The sequence below is a fragment of the Mycoplasma sp. 1578d genome (assembly GCF_024582695.1).
Taxonomy (GTDB): Bacteria; Bacillota_I; Bacilli_A; order Mycoplasmatales; family Metamycoplasmataceae; genus Mycoplasmopsis.
Window position 1 is genome coordinate 1 of record NZ_CP102081.1, and the last position, 24,480, is coordinate 24,480.

17 protein-coding genes are annotated in these 24,480 nt (G+C 26.6%); 14 read left to right on the forward strand and 3 right to left on the reverse strand.

The genetic code is table 4. The features are described from left to right. The first annotated feature begins 27 nt into the window (after positions 1–27). From NPA11_RS00005 to ftsH, 7 genes are all read left to right on the forward strand, one after another. The gene (locus NPA11_RS00005; RefSeq protein ID WP_257043559.1) at positions 28–1,302 is read left to right on the forward strand and encodes a DnaA ATPase domain-containing protein; all 1,275 of its coding nucleotides are present in this window, start codon (positions 28–30) and stop codon (positions 1,300–1,302) included. Positions 1,303–1,435: 133 nt separating this feature from the next. Then, complete coding sequence (locus NPA11_RS00010; protein WP_257043560.1) at positions 1,436–2,551, forward strand: DNA polymerase III subunit beta; 1,116 nt, start codon at positions 1,436–1,438, stop codon at positions 2,549–2,551. A gap of 8 nt (positions 2,552–2,559) precedes the next feature. Beyond that, positions 2,560–2,775 (forward strand): RNA-binding S4 domain-containing protein, encoded by a 216-nt coding sequence (locus NPA11_RS00015; protein ID WP_257043561.1) that lies wholly within the window; start codon positions 2,560–2,562, stop codon positions 2,773–2,775. 61 nt (positions 2,776–2,836) lie between these two features. Then, complete coding sequence (locus NPA11_RS00020) at positions 2,837–5,056, forward strand: ATP-dependent RecD-like DNA helicase (protein WP_257043562.1); 2,220 nt, start codon at positions 2,837–2,839, stop codon at positions 5,054–5,056. Then, positions 5,056–5,619 carry an aminoacyl-tRNA hydrolase gene (gene pth, locus NPA11_RS00025; RefSeq protein ID WP_257043563.1) on the forward strand — a complete coding sequence of 188 codons (564 nt, stop codon included), beginning with the start codon at positions 5,056–5,058 and terminating at the stop codon, positions 5,617–5,619. Before NPA11_RS00020 ends, pth begins: the two co-directional genes overlap by 1 nt. After that, positions 5,606–6,478 (forward strand): tRNA lysidine(34) synthetase TilS, encoded by an 873-nt coding sequence (gene tilS, locus NPA11_RS00030; RefSeq protein ID WP_257043564.1) that lies wholly within the window; start codon positions 5,606–5,608, stop codon positions 6,476–6,478. Before pth ends, tilS begins: the two co-directional genes overlap by 14 nt. A gap of 86 nt (positions 6,479–6,564) precedes the next feature. Further along, positions 6,565–8,673: an ATP-dependent zinc metalloprotease FtsH gene (gene ftsH, locus NPA11_RS00035; RefSeq protein WP_257043565.1), complete on the forward strand. Its 2,109-nt coding sequence runs from the start codon at positions 6,565–6,567 to the stop codon at positions 8,671–8,673. A gap of 86 nt (positions 8,674–8,759) precedes the next feature. Here the strand turns inward: ftsH and NPA11_RS00040 are convergent, their stop codons facing one another. After that, a complete protein-coding gene (locus NPA11_RS00040; RefSeq protein ID WP_257043567.1) occupies positions 8,760–9,707 on the reverse strand; it encodes an L-lactate dehydrogenase in 948 nt (315 codons plus the stop codon). 183 nt (positions 9,708–9,890) lie between these two features. Between NPA11_RS00040 and NPA11_RS00045 the strand changes: the two genes are divergently transcribed. The 7 genes from NPA11_RS00045 (at position 9,891) to NPA11_RS00075 (ending at position 22,238) form a co-directional block, all read left to right on the forward strand. Beyond that, a complete protein-coding gene (locus tag NPA11_RS00045) occupies positions 9,891–17,729 on the forward strand; it encodes an ABC transporter permease (RefSeq protein WP_257043568.1) in 7,839 nt (2,612 codons plus the stop codon). Further along, on the forward strand, positions 17,729–18,685 hold the full coding sequence (locus NPA11_RS00050; protein ID WP_257043570.1) for an ABC transporter ATP-binding protein: 957 nt from the start codon (positions 17,729–17,731) through the stop codon (positions 18,683–18,685). Before NPA11_RS00045 ends, NPA11_RS00050 begins: the two co-directional genes overlap by 1 nt. Before the next feature lie 282 nt (positions 18,686–18,967). Then, positions 18,968–19,504 carry a tRNA (cytidine(34)-2'-O)-methyltransferase gene (locus tag NPA11_RS00055; protein ID WP_257043571.1) on the forward strand — a complete coding sequence of 179 codons (537 nt, stop codon included), beginning with the start codon at positions 18,968–18,970 and terminating at the stop codon, positions 19,502–19,504. Then, the gene (locus NPA11_RS00060; protein ID WP_257043572.1) at positions 19,485–20,210 is read left to right on the forward strand and encodes an RNA methyltransferase; all 726 of its coding nucleotides are present in this window, start codon (positions 19,485–19,487) and stop codon (positions 20,208–20,210) included. Before NPA11_RS00055 ends, NPA11_RS00060 begins: the two co-directional genes overlap by 20 nt. A gap of 2 nt (positions 20,211–20,212) precedes the next feature. Continuing rightward, positions 20,213–20,470: a DivIVA domain-containing protein gene (locus NPA11_RS00065; RefSeq protein ID WP_257043573.1), complete on the forward strand. Its 258-nt coding sequence runs from the start codon at positions 20,213–20,215 to the stop codon at positions 20,468–20,470. After that, complete coding sequence (gene ylqF / locus NPA11_RS00070; RefSeq protein WP_257043575.1) at positions 20,463–21,320, forward strand: ribosome biogenesis GTPase YlqF; 858 nt, start codon at positions 20,463–20,465, stop codon at positions 21,318–21,320. The genes NPA11_RS00065 and ylqF overlap by 8 nt, the downstream gene beginning before the upstream one ends. A 111-nt stretch (positions 21,321–21,431) precedes the next feature. Beyond that, positions 21,432–22,238, forward strand: a complete 807-nt coding sequence (locus tag NPA11_RS00075; RefSeq protein WP_257043577.1) for an HAD-IIB family hydrolase — start codon at positions 21,432–21,434, stop codon at positions 22,236–22,238. Between the two features lie 22 nt (positions 22,239–22,260). Here NPA11_RS00075 and NPA11_RS00080 read toward each other — a convergent pair whose 3' ends face one another. Beyond that, a complete protein-coding gene (locus tag NPA11_RS00080) occupies positions 22,261–22,473 on the reverse strand; it encodes a TM2 domain-containing protein (protein ID WP_257043579.1) in 213 nt (70 codons plus the stop codon). Between the two features lie 57 nt (positions 22,474–22,530). Then, on the reverse strand, positions 22,531–24,459 hold the full coding sequence (parE, locus tag NPA11_RS00085; protein WP_257043581.1) for a DNA topoisomerase IV subunit B: 1,929 nt from the start codon (positions 24,457–24,459) through the stop codon (positions 22,531–22,533). Between the last annotated feature and the right edge of the window lie 21 nt (positions 24,460–24,480).

The following is a 24,480-nucleotide window of genomic DNA, read 5'->3' on the forward strand; positions in this document are numbered from 1 at the left end:
TTTTTTTGAAAAAATGAAAGTTATTAAATGTGAAAAAAACACATTATTTTTAGTAATTTATCATTAGAAAAGTATTATCTAGATAAATATAAAAACGAATGAACTCAAGCTCTAGATTCGTCAGTTAAAGATATTTTAGGTAATGAATATGTATGAGACTTTATTAACACAAATTTAGAAGACCATAAAAAGCACATTGAAGAAATAAAAGTTAATCAAAAAAGAATTAAAGAATCAATTAAAATTCAGATTCAAAACGAAGAAATTAATACTCATTTTACTTTTGAAAATTATATTCAAAGCGAATTTAATCAAGAAGCATTAGAAATTTTTAAAAAAATTGTTTATGAAGATACTGGTGTAAATATTTTATATTTATCTGGAAAATCAGGACTTGGAAAAACACATTTACTTTCAGCTTTAATTAATGAATTTAAGGCTTATAAAAAATCAAATACTTGTATTTATATTAGTCCATTTAACTTTTCTACTTATATTTCAAATTTAATCAAAGAAAACGATCAAGATAAGATTTCTAAAATTCTTAAATATTATTCAAACGTTCATTTAATTGTTTTTGATGATTTTCAAATTTTTGCTGAAGGTAAAAAAATAGCTACTAAGAATTTTTTATTTAATGTTATTGATAAGCGTATGATGTTAAATAAGCTCACTGTATTTGCTTCAGAATTTGAAATTAAAGACATTACTCCTCTTTTTGAAGAACGCTTAATTACTCGCTTGCGTTCAGGAATTCAAACAAAAATCCAAAAGCCAAATAAAAATGATTTTCGCAAGGTTTTTACTGAAATCTTAAACAAAGAAGAGGGATTAAACATTAATTTATTTGACGAAAAAAGCGTAAATTTTATTATTAATGGTCATTCGGACTCAATTCGGGGTCTGATTGGGGCTATTAGCAAATTAAAATTTTATAAAAAAGAAATTCTAAATTCTGATTATGTCTTTAATGTTGTTAAAAACGCCTTTAAAGACTTTGTGGCTCCTAATAAAAAAATTACGCCAGAAGAAATTATTGAGCGAGTATGCAAATATTACCAAATTCATTCTAGAGAAATTTATTCTAAAACTAGAAGAAGTAATGTTGTTATTGCTCGTCACATGATAATTAATTTAATAAAAATTATTTTAGATTATTCTTCAACTAAAATTGGTCAAATACTTAATAAAGATCATAGTACTATTTTAAATGCATTTAAAAAGTTTGAAACGCAAATAAAAGCAGATTCTTCAGTTAAAAGAACAATTGAAACTTTAAAGTTAGAAATAGAAAATAATTAGCAAGTTATCCACAGGAATACTTTATTAAAAAATGCATTTTTGACAATAAAATATGGTTAAAAAATAAGTTTTTATTAATTATCCACTTATTCACACAATATTATATTAATATATATTAATTCAAGGAGTTTTTATGAAATTCACAATACTAAAAAATAAAATCGAACCAATTGTAGAATTTTTGAGTTTGTATATTGATGCTTCAGATTCGTTTATGCCTTTTAGGTGCCTATTCTTTAATATAAATTCTGATTTTTTAACTATAACAGCACAATCAGCAACTATTTCAGCTCGTAAAAAAATTGATATTGAACAAAATAACATAAATCTAGAAGAGGTTGGAAAAGTTTTAATTAATGCATCTATACTTAAAAATATTATTAAGAAATTTAATAAATATGTAACTTTTAAAGTTAATGAAAATTCAATTGATATTTATGAAGGAACCACTAAATTTACTTTAACTAAAATTGATATTCATCAATATCCTCAAATTGATTTCAATAATCAAGATAATCGAACTGAGGTTAATTCAGCTCAACTTGAAAAAACTATCAATAATGCATCTATAGCCGCTAGTATTTCAAATGATAAACTTAACGCACTAGTTTATAAATGTATTAACGTAAGTAGCGATGGTGCTAATAGTATTCGTTTCGTATCAACAGATTCTTATCGATTAAGTACTGAAAGCATTAAGGTTTCTAAACCCGTTGAAATCAATTTAACAATTGATGCTCGGAATTTAAAGAGAATTGTTACCAAAGACGCTGATAGAAAAGTATTTATGTTTTTTAATCAAGGTAAATTCGGAATTTCATATACTGATACAGTAGTTCAAACATTAACCACTAATTTAAACTATATGGATATTTGAAACTTGTTTAATTTTGATGTTTCTCGAACAATTAAAATTGAAAAACAAGAATTTTTAAAATTAATTAGCAAAGCATTGTTTTATTCATCAGAAAAATCAAGAAGATTACAATTTACATTTAATCAAAATGAAGTTAAAGTAGTTTATGAAGTTCCTGAAATCGGAATTGGAGAAGCACAAACTTCCAATTACACTTTAGAAGGACCAAATATAGAAATTGATCTTGATTTTCAATATATAAAGGATGCTATTTCGGTTTTAGAAAATGGAATTATAAACATATTTATTAGCAAAAAAGAAGATCGTTTATTACTCATTTCAGAAAATAATAATTATAATAAGCAATTAATAACTCCATTAAGAAGAATTTAGGTGATAAGATGATAGTAAAAATTAAAGGCGACTCAATTAAGTTAAGTCAATTTCTCAAAAAGATCCACGAAACTCAAACCGGCGGACAAGCAAAATATTTTGTTAAAAATAATTCAATTAAAATTAATGGTGAAACCCCGCAAGGAAGATCTTCTAAAATAAAACCTGGCGATATTGTCTGAGTTAATGATACATTGATTAAAGTTGTTGCAGAAGAAGAGTAAATTTTAGCCATTTTTTTCAATTTATATTAAATTTTTAAATTTAATATAATATAAAAATATTATGAATTCAGAAAAATTAAGAGGGAATTTTACCAAGTTTATTAAAGGCGATAGAAATTCAAGTTGAGCTTTATTAACTTTTAAACCTGAAAATGGTGGTAAGGTGATAGTTTTATACGCACGAAATAATATTCCTCTTTTGTACGTACAATATGAAATAACTTTTAGAGATAATTCTAAAGGTGTTAGTGCTAATAAAATGCTAGAATCTTTTATTCCTATTGCAGTTAATAAAGAAATAAAATGAGAAGAATATTTTTGTAAAGTTTCGCATATTGGTAAAACTACAGCTCAAAAAATAAATAATAAATGATCAAAAGAGATTTTTAATTTAATTAAAGATGTTGATACTAATCAAAGAGAATTAAGAGAAATATTAAGTGATAAACAAATCAATGCTTTTGTAGAATATTATAAAGAAAACACAATTCAAATTGAATCTTTTTTGAATCTTAATTCACAAGATCAAATTAATGATCAAAAGTTTTTTTATTTATACAATATGGAGCTTTTTTATCAAAAAGTTTTAGCTTTAATACAGCCTTCAGTTCCGCTTTTAGAGTATTTTAAACTCAAATCTCCGTATGTTTTATATTTAATACACGAAATGGATCTCAAAGAGGTAGATCGTTTTGCTCTTTCACTTGATACTTTTTATAAAAATACCCAAAACCAGAACAGCATACAGCGTTTTGAAGCTTATGTTGATTTTTTATTAAAAGATCAAGAAAATAATAATTCAACTTTAATTAATATTGTTGATATAGCCAAAAATATTAGTGAAATTTTAAATCTGAAAAAAGAAGAAGTGATTGAAAAATTTAAATATTTAATTTCTCGAAAGAAAGTATATTTTAGACAAATTGGAGATATTTCGTATCTAACTAGAAATACTACATACGAAAACGAAAAGTTTATTATTGAAAAACTTAAAGAAATAAACGCTAAAGACCCAATGGAGTTAAATAGCAATATTTGTGAAGAGTTTAATATCTTAAGCAATGAACAAAAAAATGCTTTTTTAAATTTTTTAAATTTTAATATTTCAGTAGTTTCAGGCGGACCAGGAACAGGTAAAAGTTATTTGATTAAGTTTATTAATAAAATATTAAAACAAAATGGTTTAAAAAATCTTAGAGATTATTTTATAATTACTCCTACAGGTCGTGCAAGTAGTAGTATTTCGCTCAAAATCAACGAACAATGTAGAACAATCCACAGTATGCTTAAAATTGATAAGAATGAACGTGGAATTGATGATGAAACACTGAAAAATTTAGCTCATGTCAAAGTAGTTATTATTGATGAATTTTCAATGGTTAATATTAATATTTTTTCTAAATTACTATATGCATGCTCAAATTTAGAGAAAATTATTTTAATTGGAGATGTTGAACAATTACCTGCCATTGGCCCAGGGAATTTACTTGAAGAAATAATTGATTTTGAATTAGCGAATATTACTTATTTAGAAAAGAATTTTCGTACTGAATTTAAAGAAATTGTTGAACATTTTAACGCAATTAAATATAACCAATTACCAGTATTTAAGGATAAAGTGGTTGATCTTTTTCAATTTAATACTAATAATTATTTAGATGAAATTACTAAATTATATTTAAACGAGGTTAAAAAATATGATTTAGATAATGTTATTTTACTTACACCTTCATATAAAGGTGGTTTAGGGATTGTTAAACTTAATAACCACATCCAAAAACAACTCAATGATAATGGTGAAATTATTTATACTATTAAAAAATTTGATACTGAAATTAACTTTAAAATTAATGATCGAGTAATTCAACTCGAAAACCGGATTAATGATGATGTTTATAACGGGGATATTGGTTATATTAAAAAATTACTTATCAGCCCGAATAAAAAAGTTAAATTCATTGTTGTTGAATTTAAAAAGAATAATAACGTGATTAATGTTAAATATTCTGAAGAAGAATTTAAAAAACAAATTAATTTAGCTTATGCAATCACTATTCATAAATTTCAAGGTTCAGAAATTGATAGTGTTATTTTTGCTATTAATCCACAATATAAATTTATGATTACGAAAAAATTAGTTTATACAGCCACATCTCGTGCGATTAAACATTTAAGCATTGTTACCACACCAAATTGCGATTATTTAGAATTATTAACTCAAAACAGTAGCAATAAAAGAACTATATCAACCAATTTTAAATACATTTTACAAGGAGAATAATGAAATTAATTGTTGGATTAGGCAATCCTGGAATTGAGTATAAATATACTCGACATAATGCCGGTTTTTTAGTTATTGATCGTATATGCGAAAAACTCAAAATCAGTTTGAATAAAAATAAATTTAATGGTGAATTCATTAAATTAGATAATGTTGTAATCGCAAAGCCAATGACTTATATGAACAATTCTGGCGAGTTTGTATCGCAATTAGCTAATTATTATAATATTAATTCTGATGACATTTTAATTATTCATGATGAAAAAGATTTCCCGCTTGGAAAATCGAGTATTAAAGTTGGTGGCAGTGGCGGGAGCCACAATGGCGTATTAAGTGTAATTGATAAACTTAAAAACACTGATTTTAAACGAATGAAAATTGGGATTATGACTCCGTTTAAAGGTGAGTTAAAAAGCTTTGTATTAGGTAAATTCACTGAAGAGCAATTTTATATTTTAGATAATGTTATTGAAGTAGCTGCTGAAGCATGTATTTCGTATATGCAAAATGATATTTATACAATTATGAATAAATTTAATCAAAATAAAAATGAAGTTAAATAAAAAAATTATCATTGCTGTTTCAGGCGGCCCTGACAGCATGTTTTTATTAAATAAATATAAACATAAAAATCCAATTGTAGCTTTTGTTAACTACAATCAAAGGACAGATTCATCAAAAGATCAGCAAATTGTTGAAGAATATTGTGAAAAATACCATCTTGTTTTAGAAAAATTAATTTTACAAAAAGAAGATTATCAAAAGGGTAATTTTCAAAAATGAGCACGTGATATAAGATATGATTTTTTTGTTGAAATTTCAAAAAAATATGGAATTAATTTCTTATTAACCGCTCATCATAAAGATGATTTTTTAGAAACTTGTTTATTTCAAACTCAAAAACAAAAAATAGTTAATTATTGAGGAATTAAAAAATATTCTAAATTTAAAAATTTAAATATTTATCGTCCTTTAATTTTTAAATTAAATAAAAAATCAATTCTTAAATTTAATATTAAAAATAATATTCAATTTGCTAATGATTATACAAACGAAATTCCAAAATATAAACGGAATCAAATTCGATTAGAATTAAAAAATAAAAATTTATTGTATAAAGAATTTTTAATCACAAAATACAGGTTAAAAAATATATTTTTAATTTTTAAAAAGTATTCTATTAACAAGCAAATAAAGATTTGAAAAAATAATAATTATTCACAAGAGACATTTAAATTTATTAAAAAACAAAAACAAGTTCTCTATTTTTTAATAAACGAAAATTTTGACGATATTAAACTTTCTAACTCAAAATTACAATCTATTATTGATTTTATAAAATCAAAAAATAGAACTAGTGTTTATAAATTATCATCAGTAAGATATTTAAAAAAAATAAAGGGAAAAGTTATCTTTAATTAAGTTAAAAGTACGTTTATGCTATCGCTGAAAAAATCACATAAAAAAGTTTATAATTTTATTTATCTATTATAGAGAAAGGGGAATCTTTGCAAAATAACAAAAAGAGAAAAATTATTACTATAGCAATTATCGCTATTTTCTTGGCTATTGCTATTGGTTTAATAATTTTTTATATTACTAGTTTAAGTTCAAGACCAAATGAATGAAGTCTTAATGAATTAGATAAAAATATTAAACTTGCTGCCGCAAGTAGAAGTGATGATACATATTTTAAGGAAATTACAACCAATCCTTTTTCAAACACAATTACAGGTGTTTTTGTAGATCAAGGAAGTTCTAAATCTTTTATTACTTTCGGTAATAAAAATGATTTAACAGCTATTACAGGAGAAACAAAAGTTTTCCCTGATAGTATTTTTTATGGTAATTTTAAAAATGCACAAAACGAAATAATAGCTGTTGTTGGAAAAGCCCAATCTGTTGAAACTCCAAGACAAAATATTTTCGTTCAATTATTAATTTCAATGATTCCTTGAATCTTGATTATTATAATTTCATTCTTTATTTTTAGATCATTAAACAGAAGTATTTCAGGGCAATCAGGTGCATTTGGACAAGACAAAAGTCCTGCACAATTAATTAAATCAGATAAGAAATTCACTGACATTGCCGGAAACAAAGAACCAATTGAAGAAATTAAAGAAATTGTTGATTATCTAAAGAATCCTAAGAAATATGAAGAAGCAGGAGCAAGAATGCCAAGAGGAATTCTACTCGGAGGACCTCCAGGTACAGGAAAAACCTTATTAGCTAAAGCAACTGCTGGAGAAGCCTCAGTTCCTTTCTACTTTGTATCAGCATCTAATTTTGTTGAGTTATTTGTTGGTATGGGAGCTAAAAGAGTTCGTCAAGTAATTAATGAAGCAAGAAAACATTCACCCGCAATTATCTTTATCGATGAGCTTGATGCTATTGGACGTACTCGTGGAAGCGGGATAGGCGGTGGACACGACGAACGTGAGCAAACTTTAAACCAACTTTTAGTTGAAATGGATGGAATTAAGGAAAATTCAGGATTATTATTTGTCGCTGCAACCAACAGAACTGACATTTTAGACCCTGCTCTTACACGTCCAGGACGTTTTGATAGAATTATTACTGTTGGACTCCCTGACGTTAAAGAAAGAGAAGAAATTTTAAAATTACACGCTAAAGGTAAAAGATTTGATAAATCAATTAGCTTTGAAAAATTAGCTCGTAGAACCCCAGGTTTTAGTGGAGCTCAAATTGAGAACGTAATTAATGAATCTGTTTTACTTTCTGTGCGTGAAAATAGTAGTGTTATTACTACTGAAATTATTGATGAAGCAATTGACAGAGTTATGTCAGGTCCAGCCAAAAAATCAAGAACTATTACCAAAGAAGAATTAACTTTAGTTGCTTATCACGAAGCTGGACACGCAGTGGTTGGAATTAAAATTCCAGGCGGAAATAAAGTTCAAAAAATCACTATTATTCCTCGTGGAAATGCTGGTGGATATAACTTGATGATGCCTGAAAATGAAAAGTATAATTATACTAAACAAGAACTTTTAGCAACCATTGCAAGTTTTATGGGTGGTCGTTCTGCTGAAGAAATTAAATATGGAAGCAAACATATTACCACTGGTGCAAGTGATGATATTAAAAAAGCAACCTCAATTGCTCGTAGAATGGTGGTTGAGTTTGGGATGTCAGATCTTGGACCTATTAAATACCATGATGAAGAAGGAAATCCGTTCCTTGGAAAAACTTTAGCAAATGGTGGAGGAATTTCAAACCAGGTTAGTCACGAAATTGATCTTGAAGTGCGTAAAATCATTTTCCACGCTAAAGATTTAGCAACTAAAATCATTAATGAAAACCTTGAGTTATTAGAATTGATTAAAACTTTATTACTCGAACAAGAAACCATTATTGCTGAAGAGATTGAATATATCGCTAAACACATGGCTCTTCCACCTAAAAAACAAGCAAACAAAAAACAAAATGAAGACAATTTAGAATTAGATAGTTTAATTAATTTAGTTCAAAATGAAGATAAAAATTCATCAACTAATACAAACGAAAAGACAAATCATTCTGAAGTTAAATCTCAAAAAGAACAAGCACAAGAAGCTGAATTAATTGTAGAAAGTAAAGAAGACTCTAATTAAAGAGTTTTCTTTTTATATAAATTCAATGTGTTAAAAAGAAAAACGCATCTTTAAAAGGTGCGTTTTGATTATTTAATAACTATGATTTATTTAAATCCTAATTCTTTAAGAACTATTTCTGTATTTGTAGAAATAACTTCTGCTGATTTCGTTAATTTTTCATGTTCTTTTTCGCTCAATTTAGCTTCAAGAACTTTTTCAATTCCGTTTTTACCTAAAACACATGGTGTTCCAAAAACAATATCTTTAATTCCATATTGTCCTTGTAATAAAGCTCCAACTGGAAGAATAGCCTTTGTATCGTAAAGAACTTGTTTTAGAATGTTAGCAATACCATTTCCAATTCCATAGTATGTAGCACCCTTAGTTTCGATAATTCTGTAAGCTCTTTCTCTAACGTCTTGTTCAACTTGTTTCAATTCTTCTTCTACATTACCTGTTGAGAATTTTTCTAATTTAAATCCAGCGATTCTAGCTGATGAGATTACTGATACTGAAGAATCTCCATGTTCACCAATAACGTATGCTTGAACATCGTGTGATGAAACTCCATATTGTTGAGCAATAGCAAATTTAAGTCTTGATGTATCAAGAATAGTTCCTGATCCAATGATTTTGTTTTTCTCGAATCCGGTTGCATGGTGGTATACAGCAGTCATAATGTCAACAGGGTTTGAAGCAATAAGTGTAATTCCTTTAAATCCTGATTCTTTGACTGATGTACCAATGCTTTTCATAATTTGAGCATTTGAGCTAAGTAATTGTAATCTTGTTTCACCTACTTTTTGTGGTCTTCCAGCTGAAATGAAGATAAAGTCATAGTCTTTTAAGTCTTCATAACTTGCTTTAACAACTTTTACATTAATTGGTGCATTACCAATTGAATCTTGTAAATCAAGAACGTTTCCTTTTTGTAGTTTTTCATTTACGTCAATAATACCGAATTCACTACCAAGCCCTTGATTGAAGCAAGCATACATAAAGCTCATTCCGACTTGTCCTGAACCAATAATTGCAATTTTTAGATTTTTCATAGTTTGTACCCTTTCATAACTATATTGTTATAATTTAATTCTAATATGTTAATAAGTATTACCGTATTTTTTTCACAAAAAATCTAGGAAATGTGGAAATTTTTTCAAAAAGCGTTATAATTTATATTTACTTTTTAATTGTTTTTGCTATAAAATAAGTAAAGACAATTTAAGGAGGTTAAAATGTGAAATTTATTCAAAGAAGTTTTTCGTTCTCTTAAAAAGAATAAAGTAACCTTAATAGGTCTCACTATTTTAATTTTTCTTTCTTCAGGAATTTTTACTTTATTTCATGATATGAGCAAAGTGATGAAAGTTCAATATAATAAATATAAAACCCTTTCAAATGGACATGATTTAACTGTAGATTTAAATATTCCATCTTCAGGCACTTTTTTTAATGATGGTTATTATATTAATGGCCTTACTCAAGCTAACGGAGGAATTTATTATGATAAGCCCATTAACTACATTTCAGGTTCATACAGTTTAAGCCGAAATATTATTGTTACTGAGTTAATAAATGACAATTATATTTTGTTATCTAATTTTATTGGGCAAAATAGCGAGTTTTCAAATAAATACATTCGCAAAAATGATTTTATTAAATTTTATAATTCTCTTTTAGACCCTAATTTTTCACAACAAGGAATTATTTTAGATTATTCAGGTTCGAATAAACATTTTAAGATTAATCAAAATTATTCATTTAATACTTATACTAAAAATGGAAATGATTTTGAAATCTATAAAGTTGAATTAAAACCTAATAAAAATGTTAATTTTATCTTTGATAAAAATTATAAAATTTCAAATTTACTCAATTTAGAAAAAAGTGATAATAAAATTTATTTTTCACAATTACCAGTACTATACGTTAATTTAAAAACCAATCAACTCACTTTTGATTTTGTTAAAGGAAAACATTGAGAAGAGCAAGAACAATCTTATAAAATATTTGGAAATAAATTAGCTCGATTATTTGGTCTTGTTGCATTAAATGATAATGAATTTGTTTTTGTGCGTGATAATTTGATTAATTCAGTTTTAGTTAATTTTCCTACTGATGAAACTAATTTACAAGAACATTACAATACTAATTTAAATCAAACTTTTACATACAATCAATTATTTGGAAACGAAAATGCATCTATTGATGTTTCTCGTTCCTTCACATTTCAAGAAAATAAAGATTATTTAATTCCAAATAAATGAGCCGCAATAGAAAATGAAAAAACTTTTTATCAAAGAAAGTTATATACCACTACTTATGATGCAGAAAATAAGGATAAATGAAAAGGATCGTATAAAACTTTTATTTCAAATATCTTTGATGGTAATGATGAAAAATTAAAAACTAAATATAGTAGATTTGCATATTGAGACAAAAATATTGAACGTTTTGTCACTTATTTTGATGCCAATGGAAATCCACAAAAAAATCAATCTTTAATTAATAGTTCCACATTAACTATTTCAATGGAAGATGTTAATAAAATTAAACTACAATTAGCTCCAAAAAGTGAACAACCAGAAAAAGTTAATTTAGCTAATTTTATAACCAATCAAGAACAAACTATTGCACAAATTGAAGGTTTTGAACAAGTTGATAGCGAAGAATATAAAATCTTAACTTCAAAACTATATAAAGAAAATCTCATTAAAACTATTCGAGAAGGAGCTTTATCCATTACTAAGAAAAATATTACTGATAAAGTAATTGAATTAGTTGATAAAGATAAAAATAATGTTGGTTTAAGACAAACTACAACTGTTGATTCAGTTGATGATCAAGGTAAAAAAACTGTTTTACACTTTGTTAATATTGGAAATAACCAAAATCTAGTTAACGGAGTTGAACTTAATGTTGATAAATTGATTAATGAAAGTACTCATAAAACCGCCTTAACTCAAATATCAACTTCGATTGATAGTTTCTTTAAAACTAAACAAATTAACTCATTTATTGCTAAAGAAATTTTAAATAATTCCAAAGGAAATATTAGTCCTCTTCCTGAATATTTAATTCCAGATTATAGTTATAATACCGTCATCTATACAGATAAAAATAATGGTATTTCATCAACATTTAAAGCTAAGAAAACTTATCGTTTAACTAATTTAATTAAAGACGAAAATTCTAATTTATTAAATAATTTTAATGGTTATGGTGTAGCGATAACCAATGATTATAAAAACTTTATTTTACTTAAAGCGATTAATAATGATGACGGAACCTTTTCGCACTGAGTTAATGTTTCGCTTAAAGAAAATATAAATGGAATTTTAACTACTGAGCAACTTTATCAATACATGCTTAGTCAAAATTGAACCTTACGTTTAAGTTATGTTAATCCAAACGGTTGAGGAAGAATTGATCCACAATTTCCAAACATTGTATCACTTCCATTTTATTATAGAGGACCAAAATTTGATATTTTACAAGAAGCTTTAAACAAAAATTCATTAGCTTTAGCACTTGAGTATATTCAAAAAACACTATATGATTCAGATTTAATTAAAAAAGGTTTTATTTCCAAAGAAGAAATTTATGCTTTTATTGAAGGAGCAAATTACGCGATTAATCAAAATGATTTTGCACGAATTTTTTCTTCAGGAAACATTAATTTAATTATTGTTCCTAAAATGGCTTTAGATTTAGTCTATAGTTTATCACACAATCCAAAAGGTGATTTTTTATCAAGGATTCTGGATTCAGTTTTAAAACATTTAATCACTATTTTAGAGGAAAAAGGCACTTTAGAACAGCAAAAAGCTTATTTAAAAACTCAAATAGAGAATATTTATTCATTTACTAATGGACTTTTTGCTCTTGATTTAAATAAAATAATTGATCCAGTTAGTTTACTTGATTTTATTAAGGATCCCAAAGTCTTTTTACAAGCCTTAAGAGATATTATTTCAGGATTTGATTTTCGAACTTTTTCAGATAAAGTTAATGAATTCTTTAAAAAAGATTACAACAAAAAAGAGTTAAGAGACGGCGTTGAAAGAGAAAGAAAAATCAGTATTACTGAAATAATGGTTTGATTATTCGAAAGTTCAAATCAGAGTATTTTTAAAAATGCTGTTTATAAAATTTTAGATAATTTTAATACAAAAGCATTATTTGAATCGCCAAGTGGAATTAAAGCTCTTTTAAAATCGTTTATACCATCAGGTGATGCAAATATTAATGAAATTATTGAAAAAATAAATAATGTTAATAATCCACCAGATAAAAAATATTCTAACTTTATCGATGGAATAAAATTTTTTATAAATTCATTTGATTTAAATATCTTTTTAAAAACATTATCTCAAAATATCAAATTAAGTAATTTTGATCAAACATCACCTGTGATTAATAAAATTACCGGTCAAAATGAACTAGTTACTAAATATTATTTTGCTGGATCAGTCAATAATATTGATATTTATTATTCGTTCTTTAAATCATTTTTCAATGTTCCTAGTGCTGATAAAATTTTTAAAGAACAAATTATCAAAATGCTTAATTTATCAAGTAAAGGAACTTCGATTAAAATTTCAGATAAAAAATTCTTTAATGTTCCCACAAATGATAATGAAAAATTAGGATTTTTTGATTTATTAAACCTTAATTTTCAAGAATCAAGCAATTCATTAAGAATAATTGATCCAGTTCTTAATTCAATTAAAAACTTAAATGAATTAAAATACGATTCTTTAACTCAAGAACAAAAAGATGTTTTAGTTTCATTTTTAGGTTTAAAAGTTGATCAAAATCTTAATAAAGAAGAGCTTAAATCCTTTATTGAAAAATGAGAATCAATTCTTAGTTTATTAAAATTAAATACAACAGATTTAAAATATAAAAATAATTTAAGTATCGGATCACTTGCTTATTTCTTTAAAAACTATAACAATAATTTTAATTCAGCTCCTTTATATGGATTAATTAAAAAACTAATTGATCAAATATTAGCCAATAACCCATTAGATCAATACTCATATTCAAAATACGGTTTACCTCTATTTCGTGAATGATGAATCTTATATAAAGAATTAGCAAACGTTTCACATGAACGAAGAATTGAATTTTTAAACAAGTGATTAGAATTAGCTAATTCAAAAGAAGTAATTGATTCGTTTAATAATTTTGATTTATTTAAACCTAGTTCGCAAAATATTGCTTTAGCCAAAGAAACTAATTTTGGAATTTCACGATCACTAGCTAATCCAAATAAAATGAAAGATTTATTCTTTGATAAAGAAAGTGATCAATACAAAAATCCAAAATTAAATGAATTAATACAACAATATCCAGAATTTATAGATACAATTAAAAAACATGAGTTTGGTTGAACGGTTGCTTTTTCACAAATAGCAGCTTCAAATATGTATTTTGATTTAAGTGTATCTTCAATTGATGGTGTTCCATTAAAATACCATGCACTTCAATCAGTTGTTATTGACAACTTTATTAATGGATTTTTAAACAATTCATTAATCAAAGAAAATGTTAATAATATTGACAAAATTTTTAATTCATTAACAACCTTTTCAATTTCCTCAATCGGAATTCCTGATGTAGTACTTAATCCATTGTTAATTAGCTTTTATCCACAACTTTTGGTTTGATATTTAACAAATACTGATGATATTGATTTCTCATTATCAGAAAATATTAACTTAGCTTACTTTATAAAAAGTAAACTAATTAACTTTGAAGAAATTGCAAAATTACCAATTGATCAGTTTAAAAAATGAATTGAAAATTTTGCTATTGAAAGAACATATAACTCAACTATTGAAAGTGATTTCACCTTTGCAATTGCTATTGATGATGATTTCTTTACTTGATGAAAGAAAAATCAAGATTATATAGATGGCAAATATAATGTTTTTGGCATTAATTTAGTTAATTTTATTATTGCGTCAATGGATGCAATCACTGCACCAATTGTTCAAAATAATTTCTTAACCTTTAGTCAAAGTTCTTCATATGTAGTTAAAGCAAATTATGCTTGATTAGCTAAAAATAATAAGAAAATTTATACTGGATCAATTCCGCAAAATCCAACTTTAGTTCAAGACTTAATTAATAAACTAGACAAAGATTTTTTAATTGAGGTTAATGGCTCAAAATTCATTATTGTTGGAGATGATAGTTCATTTGATTATTTATATCCAGTTATTGATGAAAACAACTTACAAGTTGATACTCAAAATCAAGCCATTTTATACGTTAATGATAAAGGTTTTTCAAGAATTAGATATTCATACATTGGAAATACTCTTAAAGAATATTTAGTAGTAAAAAAACCAAACAATGCAGATTTAAAAGAATTGAAATCTCAAATCGATGAAACTATTCGCACCACAATTGATAACCCAAATAGAACAAATTGAACTTATTCAACTAGTGATTTAGACGGGCTAAATCCTGAACGATCAATAAGAATTTCAGCTATTGAAAAAATTATTAAATCTGTTTCAGCAATCTCGTTTCAATTATCATTTTTAATGATCTTTATTGTTTCAATTTCAATCATTTTTATTATTAAAAGATATGTATCAAACAAAAATAAAGTGCTTGGAATTTTAATTGCTCAAGGATATACTCAAATGCAAATTGCACTTTCAATGACAGCGTTTGCATTTATTACTTCATTAGTTGGTGGAATTTCAGGATACTTATTAGGATTTATTAATCAAGCTTTAGGACTAAAAATTATTTCTGCGTATTGAACTATTCCAATTGAAACACTTTCGTTCTCATTTACTTCATTTGCATTAACGGTTATTCTTCCAATGTTTGGAATGTCGTTATTAATTTTCATTATTACTATTTATTCACTCAGATGAAAAGCGATTGAATTAATGGGTGGAATTGCTGATTTATCAATCGGAAATCTACAACAAAGATATCAGAAATTATTTAGTAAAAATAATATTAAAACCAAGTTTTCAGCTTCATTAATTTTCAATAGTTTTTGAAAATTATCAGCCTTTGGATTTAGTATTATTCTCACAAGTATTGCAACAATTTTCCAATTTTCAACTCTAGGAGTATTTGAAAAATCAATTAATAAAACGTACCAAAATCGTGATTATTCATATAAATTAGATCTCATTACTCCAACCATTCAAGGTGGAGCATTAATGCCATTTGATAATGATGTGAAAAATAATTTATATGTTCCAATCGGAAATATTTCTGAGTTTAATCAAACTCAAAGTTCATATTTCCAAGTTGGACATTCAAACGCAATTAATATTGACGGTAAAAATGGGGATCCAAATGAGTTTGATGCACACGTGATTACTCAATTCTCTGTTAACCTTAAAATTGATGCAAATGTTTCACTAGATCCATGAACTTTGATTTATAATAATCTACCTGATTCGGTAAAAGCTAGAATTAATAAATTAAGAAATCAAATTGCTTTATTACTTGAAAAAACACAATCATTTGTTGTCTTTAACAAAGATAATACATTAAACCTTAAAGAAACAGCCAAAAGTAAAAAAGATTTCTTCCATTATGTTCCGAATATTCAAAACCCTGTAGATGGTAAATTCTATTATTTAAAATGAAATGAAGTTGAAAATCAATATGAAGATTTTGTGATTACTACTTCAAAATTTAGAGATGAATATCATGATTTTTTAGTTAATGCATATGCTAAAATTCCAAACGGAAGTGCAATAAATGATTATTTTGTTTCATTTTTTGGAATTTACTTTAACGATAAAAATGATGAACCATATACTTATGTTGATTCAAATTATAAAAATAGTCAAATTCGTCTTTATGGTTATATGCCAAACAGCACTCAACTTAAGTTAATTGATGAAAAAGGGATTAATTTACTCAAATTACTTAATGATAATTTTGAACAAAATAAAGAATTGCTCAATGAACCAATTCCGCTGGTAATTAATAATGTGGTTAAAGACAAATACAAACTTTCAATCGGAAGCCAAATTTCTATTCCAGTACTTAATACCACTGATCGTTATGAAGAAAAAATTAATGCAAAACTCAATGGCTTGACGTATATTGAAAATCCAAAAACATATACTTTTAAAGTCATTGGAATTAATCCAACCTTTATCAATAATGAGTTTATTATTCCTAAAAAAGCAGCCGATAAAATTACAGGATTAGACAAATTAAAAAATAATCCTAAATATGGGCCATTTAATGGAATTTTATCAAAAGATAAAATTCCACAACAATTACTTAATTCAGCAACAGTTTATTCATATTCAGGTTATGCTGGTGCTTTACAAAGTTTTGATACAAAATCATCAACTTTAGTCGATAAACAAAATATTTATGATGCTTTATTCGCAAGTAAAGCAACAAGTCCTAATGTGCCTTCAGAAGGATTGTTTAAAAAATGAGGATGAAGTGATGCAAAAATCGCCAAGTTTATAGATCCAAACTTTGATTCTAAAAACGCAAATGCACAAAAAATACAAGAAGTGTATGATAAAGGGAGAGCTTCTCCAGATGCTGCAATTGGAAAATTTGCTGAAATTTTTGACAATGTAGCTTATGTAGCGGCGGCTCAAGGATTAGATTCAAAAGATATTGAAGTCGGATTTACCACTACAATTGCTAAAACGGTACAAATTATAGTGACTTTTATTACCTTGCTAACCTTTATTGTGTCAATGATTATTCTAGTGATCGTATCAACTATTTTAATTAACGAAAACGAAAAGAATATTGCTATTTGAACAATTCTAGGATATTCACAAAAAGAAAAAGTTCGAATGTTCTTTGGAATCTATGTTCCGTTTATTCTTATTTCGATCTTATTATCAATTCCAATTACGTATGGATTAATTACTTTCTTTAGTGGATTTTTAACAAATGCGGCTTCAATTGCCATTCCACTAACTCTTTCACTATTTAGTGTTGGATTAACCTTTATTGTAATTTTTGTGGTATTTATGATTACTTCAATTATTTCGTGAAGAAATATTAATAAAATTAAAGCTATTGACTTATTGAAAGGTAAATAATGTTTTTTAAAAAGAAACCAGAACCCACAATTAATGAGCAAAGCAAAGAAAATGAAGACATTGTTCAAATCACTAAGAAAAATACAAATATCAAAATAAACAAGAAAAATGTTTTTGATATTTTAGACGGTGATAGTGAAAATAATAACTTTATTGTCGATCATTCGATTGCTCGTAAATTAACTCGTGCTACTAACACCAAACGACAAAAGGATGAGTTTAAAAACTTAAAAAATAGTCCTAATGCCATTATTGAAGTTAAAGACGTAAGTAAATATTATTTATCAGGAACTAATATTACAAGAGTATTAAAAAATATTTCATTAACCGTAAATCGTGGAGAATTCATTATGATTTATGGTAAATCCGGCGGCGGGAAGAGTACTTTATTAAACTTAATTAGTGGACTTGATCGTCCTTCAAAAGGACATGTAATTGTTTGTGATGTTAATTTACCTTATTTAAGCGATAATCAATTAACATTATTTAGAAGAGAGCACATTAGCTTTATTTTTCAAAACTATAATTTATTGCAAAATTTATCGGCTTATGACAATGTTGAAACAGGTGCTTATTTACAAAAAGATAAAGACAAGAAAATTGATATAGATCAATTATTCAGTGACTTTGATATGGATGATGTCAAATATAAATTTCCATCACAAATGTCAGGAGGTCAACAACAAAGAGTTTCAATTTTAAGAGCTTTAGCTAAAAATACTGAAATTATTTTTGCTGACGAACCTACTGGAGCTCTTGATGATAAAACCTCAGAAATTGTTTTAAGTTATTTATATGATATTAACAAAAAGCTCAATACAACCATAGTCATGGTTACTCATAATCCTTCAATTGCCCCAATTGCTGATCGAGTTGTTCATGTTGCTCATGGAAAAATTACAAAAATACTAACTAACAAAAATACTAAACATCCTAAGGATATAAAAATTGATTAGTAGATAAATAACAAAAAGAAATTTCAAATTTAAAAACCACAATTTCTAATATGTAATCCAAAAGCTAATAACAATATTAACTTAATTGGCTCATATTAATTGTGGTTTTTAAATTGAATTTATTATTCTCCTCAATGTTTTAAAATTCATTCTTCTACGATATTTTTTTAATTGAGAAACTCCTTTAAAAGGAACTTATAAATAATCCCAATTATTTTTATTTTTTAGTAAATGAAAAACATTCATATATTTATGAAAACACAAATGTTATATAATTAAAAAATGCTAAATGTTGTTTTATATCAACCAGAAATTTGTCCAAATACAGGAAATATTATTCGCACATGTTTTGCGATTAAAGCTAAATTACATATCATTAAACCGCTTGGATTTGACTTGCACCCAAAATGATTAAGAAGATATGGAGCAGGGAGAATGCTTTCAGATATTCAACACGAAGTACACGCTAATTATCAAGATTTTTATAATAAATATAAAGATAAAAATATCTTTTATATTACAAGATATGGACTTAAAACTTATTCAGATGTAGATTATCAAACTGAATTTAACAATAATAAAGAATTATGAATTATGTTCGGTCGTGAATCGACTGGAATTGACAAAGAAATTTTGAAAAATAATATTGAGAATTGTTTAAGAATTCCAATGGTCGATGCAATGAGATCAATTAATTTAGCAAATTGTGTAAGTATTGTTGGTTTTGAAATCATGAGACAGCTTGATTTTAAAGATTTGTCAAAATTTGAAATCGAAAAAGGGAAATATTTTCTAATTAATGGACATAATCAAAAGTAAAAATAATCCAAAAGTCAAGCAATTAGTAAGATTAAAACACAAAAAATATCGGAATCAAGAGCAAAGTTTTTTGATCGAAGGATATCATTTGGTTGAAGAAGCGTTAAAACATAATTTAGTAAATGAAATTATCGAAGAGCATCAATCTGCAAGATATAAGAATTCAATTTTAGTGTCACGTGAAATTATTGAACATTTATCTTTTACTCAAAATCCACAAAATATAGTGGCAAAATGTAAATTTATTCAACCTAAAAAGGAAATAAACAAAATTTTAGTTTTAAATAATTTACAAGATCCAGGCAATATTGGAACTATTTTAAGACTAGCAAAAGCATTTGACATTGATAGTGTAGCCATTGAAAATTTTGATTTTTATAACGATAAAATAATTCGTTCATCTCAAGGTGCTTTGTTTGACTTGAATGTTTTTAAAATTAACAATTCTGTTGATTTTTTAATTAATTTAAAAAATCAAGGATTTACAATCTATTCAACAGTTTTAAATCAAAATGCACAAAAATTGCAACAAGTTAACTTTAAAAATTCTAAAATAGCCATTGTTTTAGGAAACGAAGGACAAGGAATATCAAAACAAGTTCAAGATGTTTGTGATATTTCTGTTTATATACCAATAGCGTTTGAAAGCTTAAATGTAGCATGTTGTGCCGCTATTGTTTTGAACAAAATTTATAATAAAGGATAAAGATGGACAGAATAAATAAACTTATTGAAAAGATTGAAAACACCTCATTTCATTTATCACTTAAAGGATATAAAAGAGAAGAAGTTGATTTATTATTAAGTGAAATAGTCACTAACTTGAAAAACCAAATTATTGAAATTAATACAATTAACTTTAAAATCAAGGAATATAGTAAACAACTTGAGCAAGCTCTTGCAGAAAAAGAAGAATTTAAGTATGAACTTGAAAGATTAAAATCAGAACTGAGAAGAGATGAATAAAGACAAAATTAATGATAACTATAATTCTGTTATTCAATGATTCCCCGGTCATATGGCTAAAGGAATGAAAGAAATAAAAGAATCAGCCAATTTAGCTGATCTTTTTATCGTTGTTCTTGATGCTCGTTGTCCAATTAGTTCATATAATGAAGAGTTTGATCACATATCACCACAAAAACCAAGGTTATTTATAATAACAAAGAGCGATTTAATGGATAAAACTAAAAAAGATAAAATTAATAATCGATTTAAGGGTTCGAGAGTTTTATGGTTAGATTTGAGAAAAAAATCATCAAAACAAGTGATTTTAAATGCCGTCAAAAGCATAATGAAAGATAAAATTGCTAAAGACAAAGCTAAAGGATTACTTAAATCACGCTTAAAATCCTTTGTTGTAGGTATTCCTAATTGTGGTAAAAGTACTTTAATTAACTTAGTTTCATCAAAGGCAAGTCTTAAAGTTGCTAATTATCCAGGAGTTACAAGAACAAAGCAGTGAGTGGTTAATGGTGAATTTTTATTTATGGACACGCCCGGAATCTTATTGCCCAAATTTGAAGATCAAGAAGCTGCTATTAAATTAATTACAATTGGTTCGATTAAAGTTGAAAACTTTTTTTTAGAAACGCTCGCTTTTCAAATATATGGCCTAATTTCTAAATATTATCCCGACAAGATTCAGATACTTGGTCTAATTCCTTGTTTTGAAAATGCACAAATTTACGGACAATTAGTTGAATATGCATTTAAACAATCTTTATTAATTACTAAAGGCCAACCTGATTTAAATAAAGCCTATACCCAATTTATTAACTGAGCTAGAAATTTAATAGGAGTTACTTATGATTAAAAAAAGATCACAAGATCTTTTTTTAATTTTTTTTAAATTAGCAATACAATATATTGCTCTTTATCCATTTATTGATTCTTATACAATTTAAGCGTGTATAATTATACAGACATGAAAAAACCTAAAATTATTTTTATTGACTTAGATGATACATCTCTTGATGCTAAAACTAAAGGCAAAAAACATTTTAGTAAAGAAAATATTAATGCTATTAAGCAAGTTAATAAAAAAATTCCAATTGTAATTTCTACCGGAAGACCGAATAATCAAAACACTCGAAAAATTTTACAAGAAGCAGATTTAGACACATTTATCGCTTGAAATGGTGCTCAAATTGTAACTAATGACAATCAGATTCAAAGTTTTCAAATGAAAAGAAAAGTAGTTCAAGAACTCTTTGACCAAATTTATATCGAAAAGGTTTCGGTTATTTTTAATTCCGATCCCAAACGAATGGGTTTTGTACGGAACAAATTCTTTAGGTTTATTTTAAAATTAGGACATAATTCAGCCCGTCCTTATTCAGATTTTAGAAATGATTTTATTGCTTATAAAGCCTTAATTTGGGACCCTTCAAAACGTAAATTAGCAAAATTAGCTAAAAAATGAAGTTTAATGTTTGCTGGAGACTTAACAATTTCACTTAGTGGAAATAAAAATAATTTCCTTGAAATTACTGCGTTTAATGTTTCTAAAGGGTCAGCAGAAAAGCGTTTGTGTGAACAATTAGGAATTAATCCCAAAGATGCCATTCATATTGGCGATTCAATGAATGATGCTTCAACTAAACACATTGTTGGCAAAGTTGTAGCAATGAAAAATTCAGTTGAAGGATACAAAAAGATTGCAGATGAAGTTTTACCATATTCATACAAAAATGGGGGAATTGCAAAATATTTATCACAATTTATCAAATAAAAAAGTGCTTAGCACTTTTTTATTATCATCTTTTAATCATAAGTCATTGTTCGTCTTTCATTGTTCCAGTAATGGCTAAAATTAAATCAATCAGAATTCAAATACCCAAAAATGAAACAGTTGATAATTTTAAAATTCCTAGAAGAACTCTTCCTGCATAAAAGCGATCAATTCAAAAAACTCCTAAGAATAATGAAAGAATAATCAAAGTTGTTCTGCTTTTTGTGCTTATCATTTATTTTTTCTTTATCTTTTTGTTTATAGAAAATTTAGACAAAAATGTAGTATAAATCTAAATTTTTTGAATTTTCTCTAAAAAATCGTCATCATTTGTAAAGTCGATATTTTTATCAATTCAGTTTTTTCTGGATTGTGGATTTTCTCCCATTAAAGCACTAACTCTCCGTTCAGCAAGTGAAGCATCTTCAATTGTGGCACGAATTAAAGTACGGGTTTCAGGGTTCATAGTTGTTTCTCATAATTGATCGGCATTCATTTCACCAAGTCCTTTGTATCGCTGAATTTCAATGTTAGATTTAGATGCTTGCATAATTTCACTTAATTCATCATCATCTCATGCATACTGATATTTTTTAGTTGTTTTATTAGTAATTTTATACAAAGGTGGAAGTGCAAAATAAACCCTTCCATCTTCAATTAACGGCTTCATTAAACGATAGAAAAAAGTGAGTAAAAGGATTTGGATGTGTGATCCATCTGTATCAGCATCAGTCATAATAATGACTTTACCATATTGAGCTTTGGAAAGATCAAAATCTTTTCCAAAACCTGCACCAATTGTGTTAATAATGGTTCCAATTTCAGTGTTTTTTAAAATTTCTAAAAGTTTAGATTTTTCACAATTAATCACCTTACCACGAAGTGGCAAAATGGCCTGATATTGACGATTTCTTCCGCTTTTAGCACTACCCCCAGCTGAATCTCCCTCGACCAAAAACAATTCTTTTTCTTCTGGTTTTTTGCTTGTTGCTGGTGTTAGTTTATCGCTAAGGATAGTTTTTTCTTTTAAAACATTTTTACTTTTACGTGCTTCTAATCTGCGTTTACGTTCTTCCTGTCGAATTTCAAATGCACGTTTAATTTTGTCTAAAACTTTTTTAGCAACTTGTTTGTTTTCGGCGATTCATAATTCTAAATGTTTAGAAACAATTTCTTCAACAACAGATTTAGCATCAGGAGTTCCTAATTTATCTTTGGTTTGTCCAACAAATTCAAGAATTTTTTCAGGAATTTTAAGTGATAATATAACACTTAATCCTTCACGAATATCATCTCCATCAAATGAATTTTTTCCTTTTAAAACATTTTCTTTGTTTGCGAATTCGTTAAAAACTTTAGTGAAAGCAGTTTTTAAACCAGTTTCATGAGTTCCGCCATCACGAGTTTTAACATTATTAACAAAGCTTAAACAAAAATCATTATATGAATCAGTTCATTGGAACGCAAACTCAACTTCAATATCTCTTTTTTGATCTGAAAAATAAGCTACTGGAGTAGTTGATTCTTTGGAATCATTTAAAAATTCTAAAAAAGCTTTTAAACCATTTTGATATTCGTATTCTTCGTAAAAACCTGTGTTTTCGTCAGTTAATTTAATTCTTAAACCTGAAATTAAAAATGAACTTTCTTTTAAACGCTCGCTAATTGTATTCACGTTTAATTTTGAATTTTTAAAAAGTTTGTAATCTGGTCAAAATTGAACAATAGTTCCGTTGTGTTTTGATGTTCCAATTTCTTTAGTTCGGGTAATAATTTTATCTTGTTCAAATTCAGTTAAATATTGTAAACCATTTCGAGATACAATTACGCTCAATTTTGTTGATAAAGCATTGACCACACTAGAACCAACTCCATGTAAACCACCAGAAGTTTTATAAGCACCTTCTTGAAATTTTCCTCCAGCGTGAAGCTCAGTAAAGACTAATTCCACAGCAGTTCTATTTTCTCCCTTAACTTTATCTACAGGAATCCCGCGACCGTTATCACTAATCACAACTGAATAATCTTTTTTCAAGGTAACCGAAATTTCATTAGCATAACCTGCTAACGCTTCATCAATTGAGTTATCCACAATTTCTCAAACTAGATGATGTAAACCATTTACATCAGTTCCTCCAATGTACATTCCTGGTCGTTTTCGAACTGCTTGGAGTCCTTTTAGTTGTTGTATATCGCTGGCTGTATATTCGTTCTTAATCATTAAAATAATTATAATGTGTTA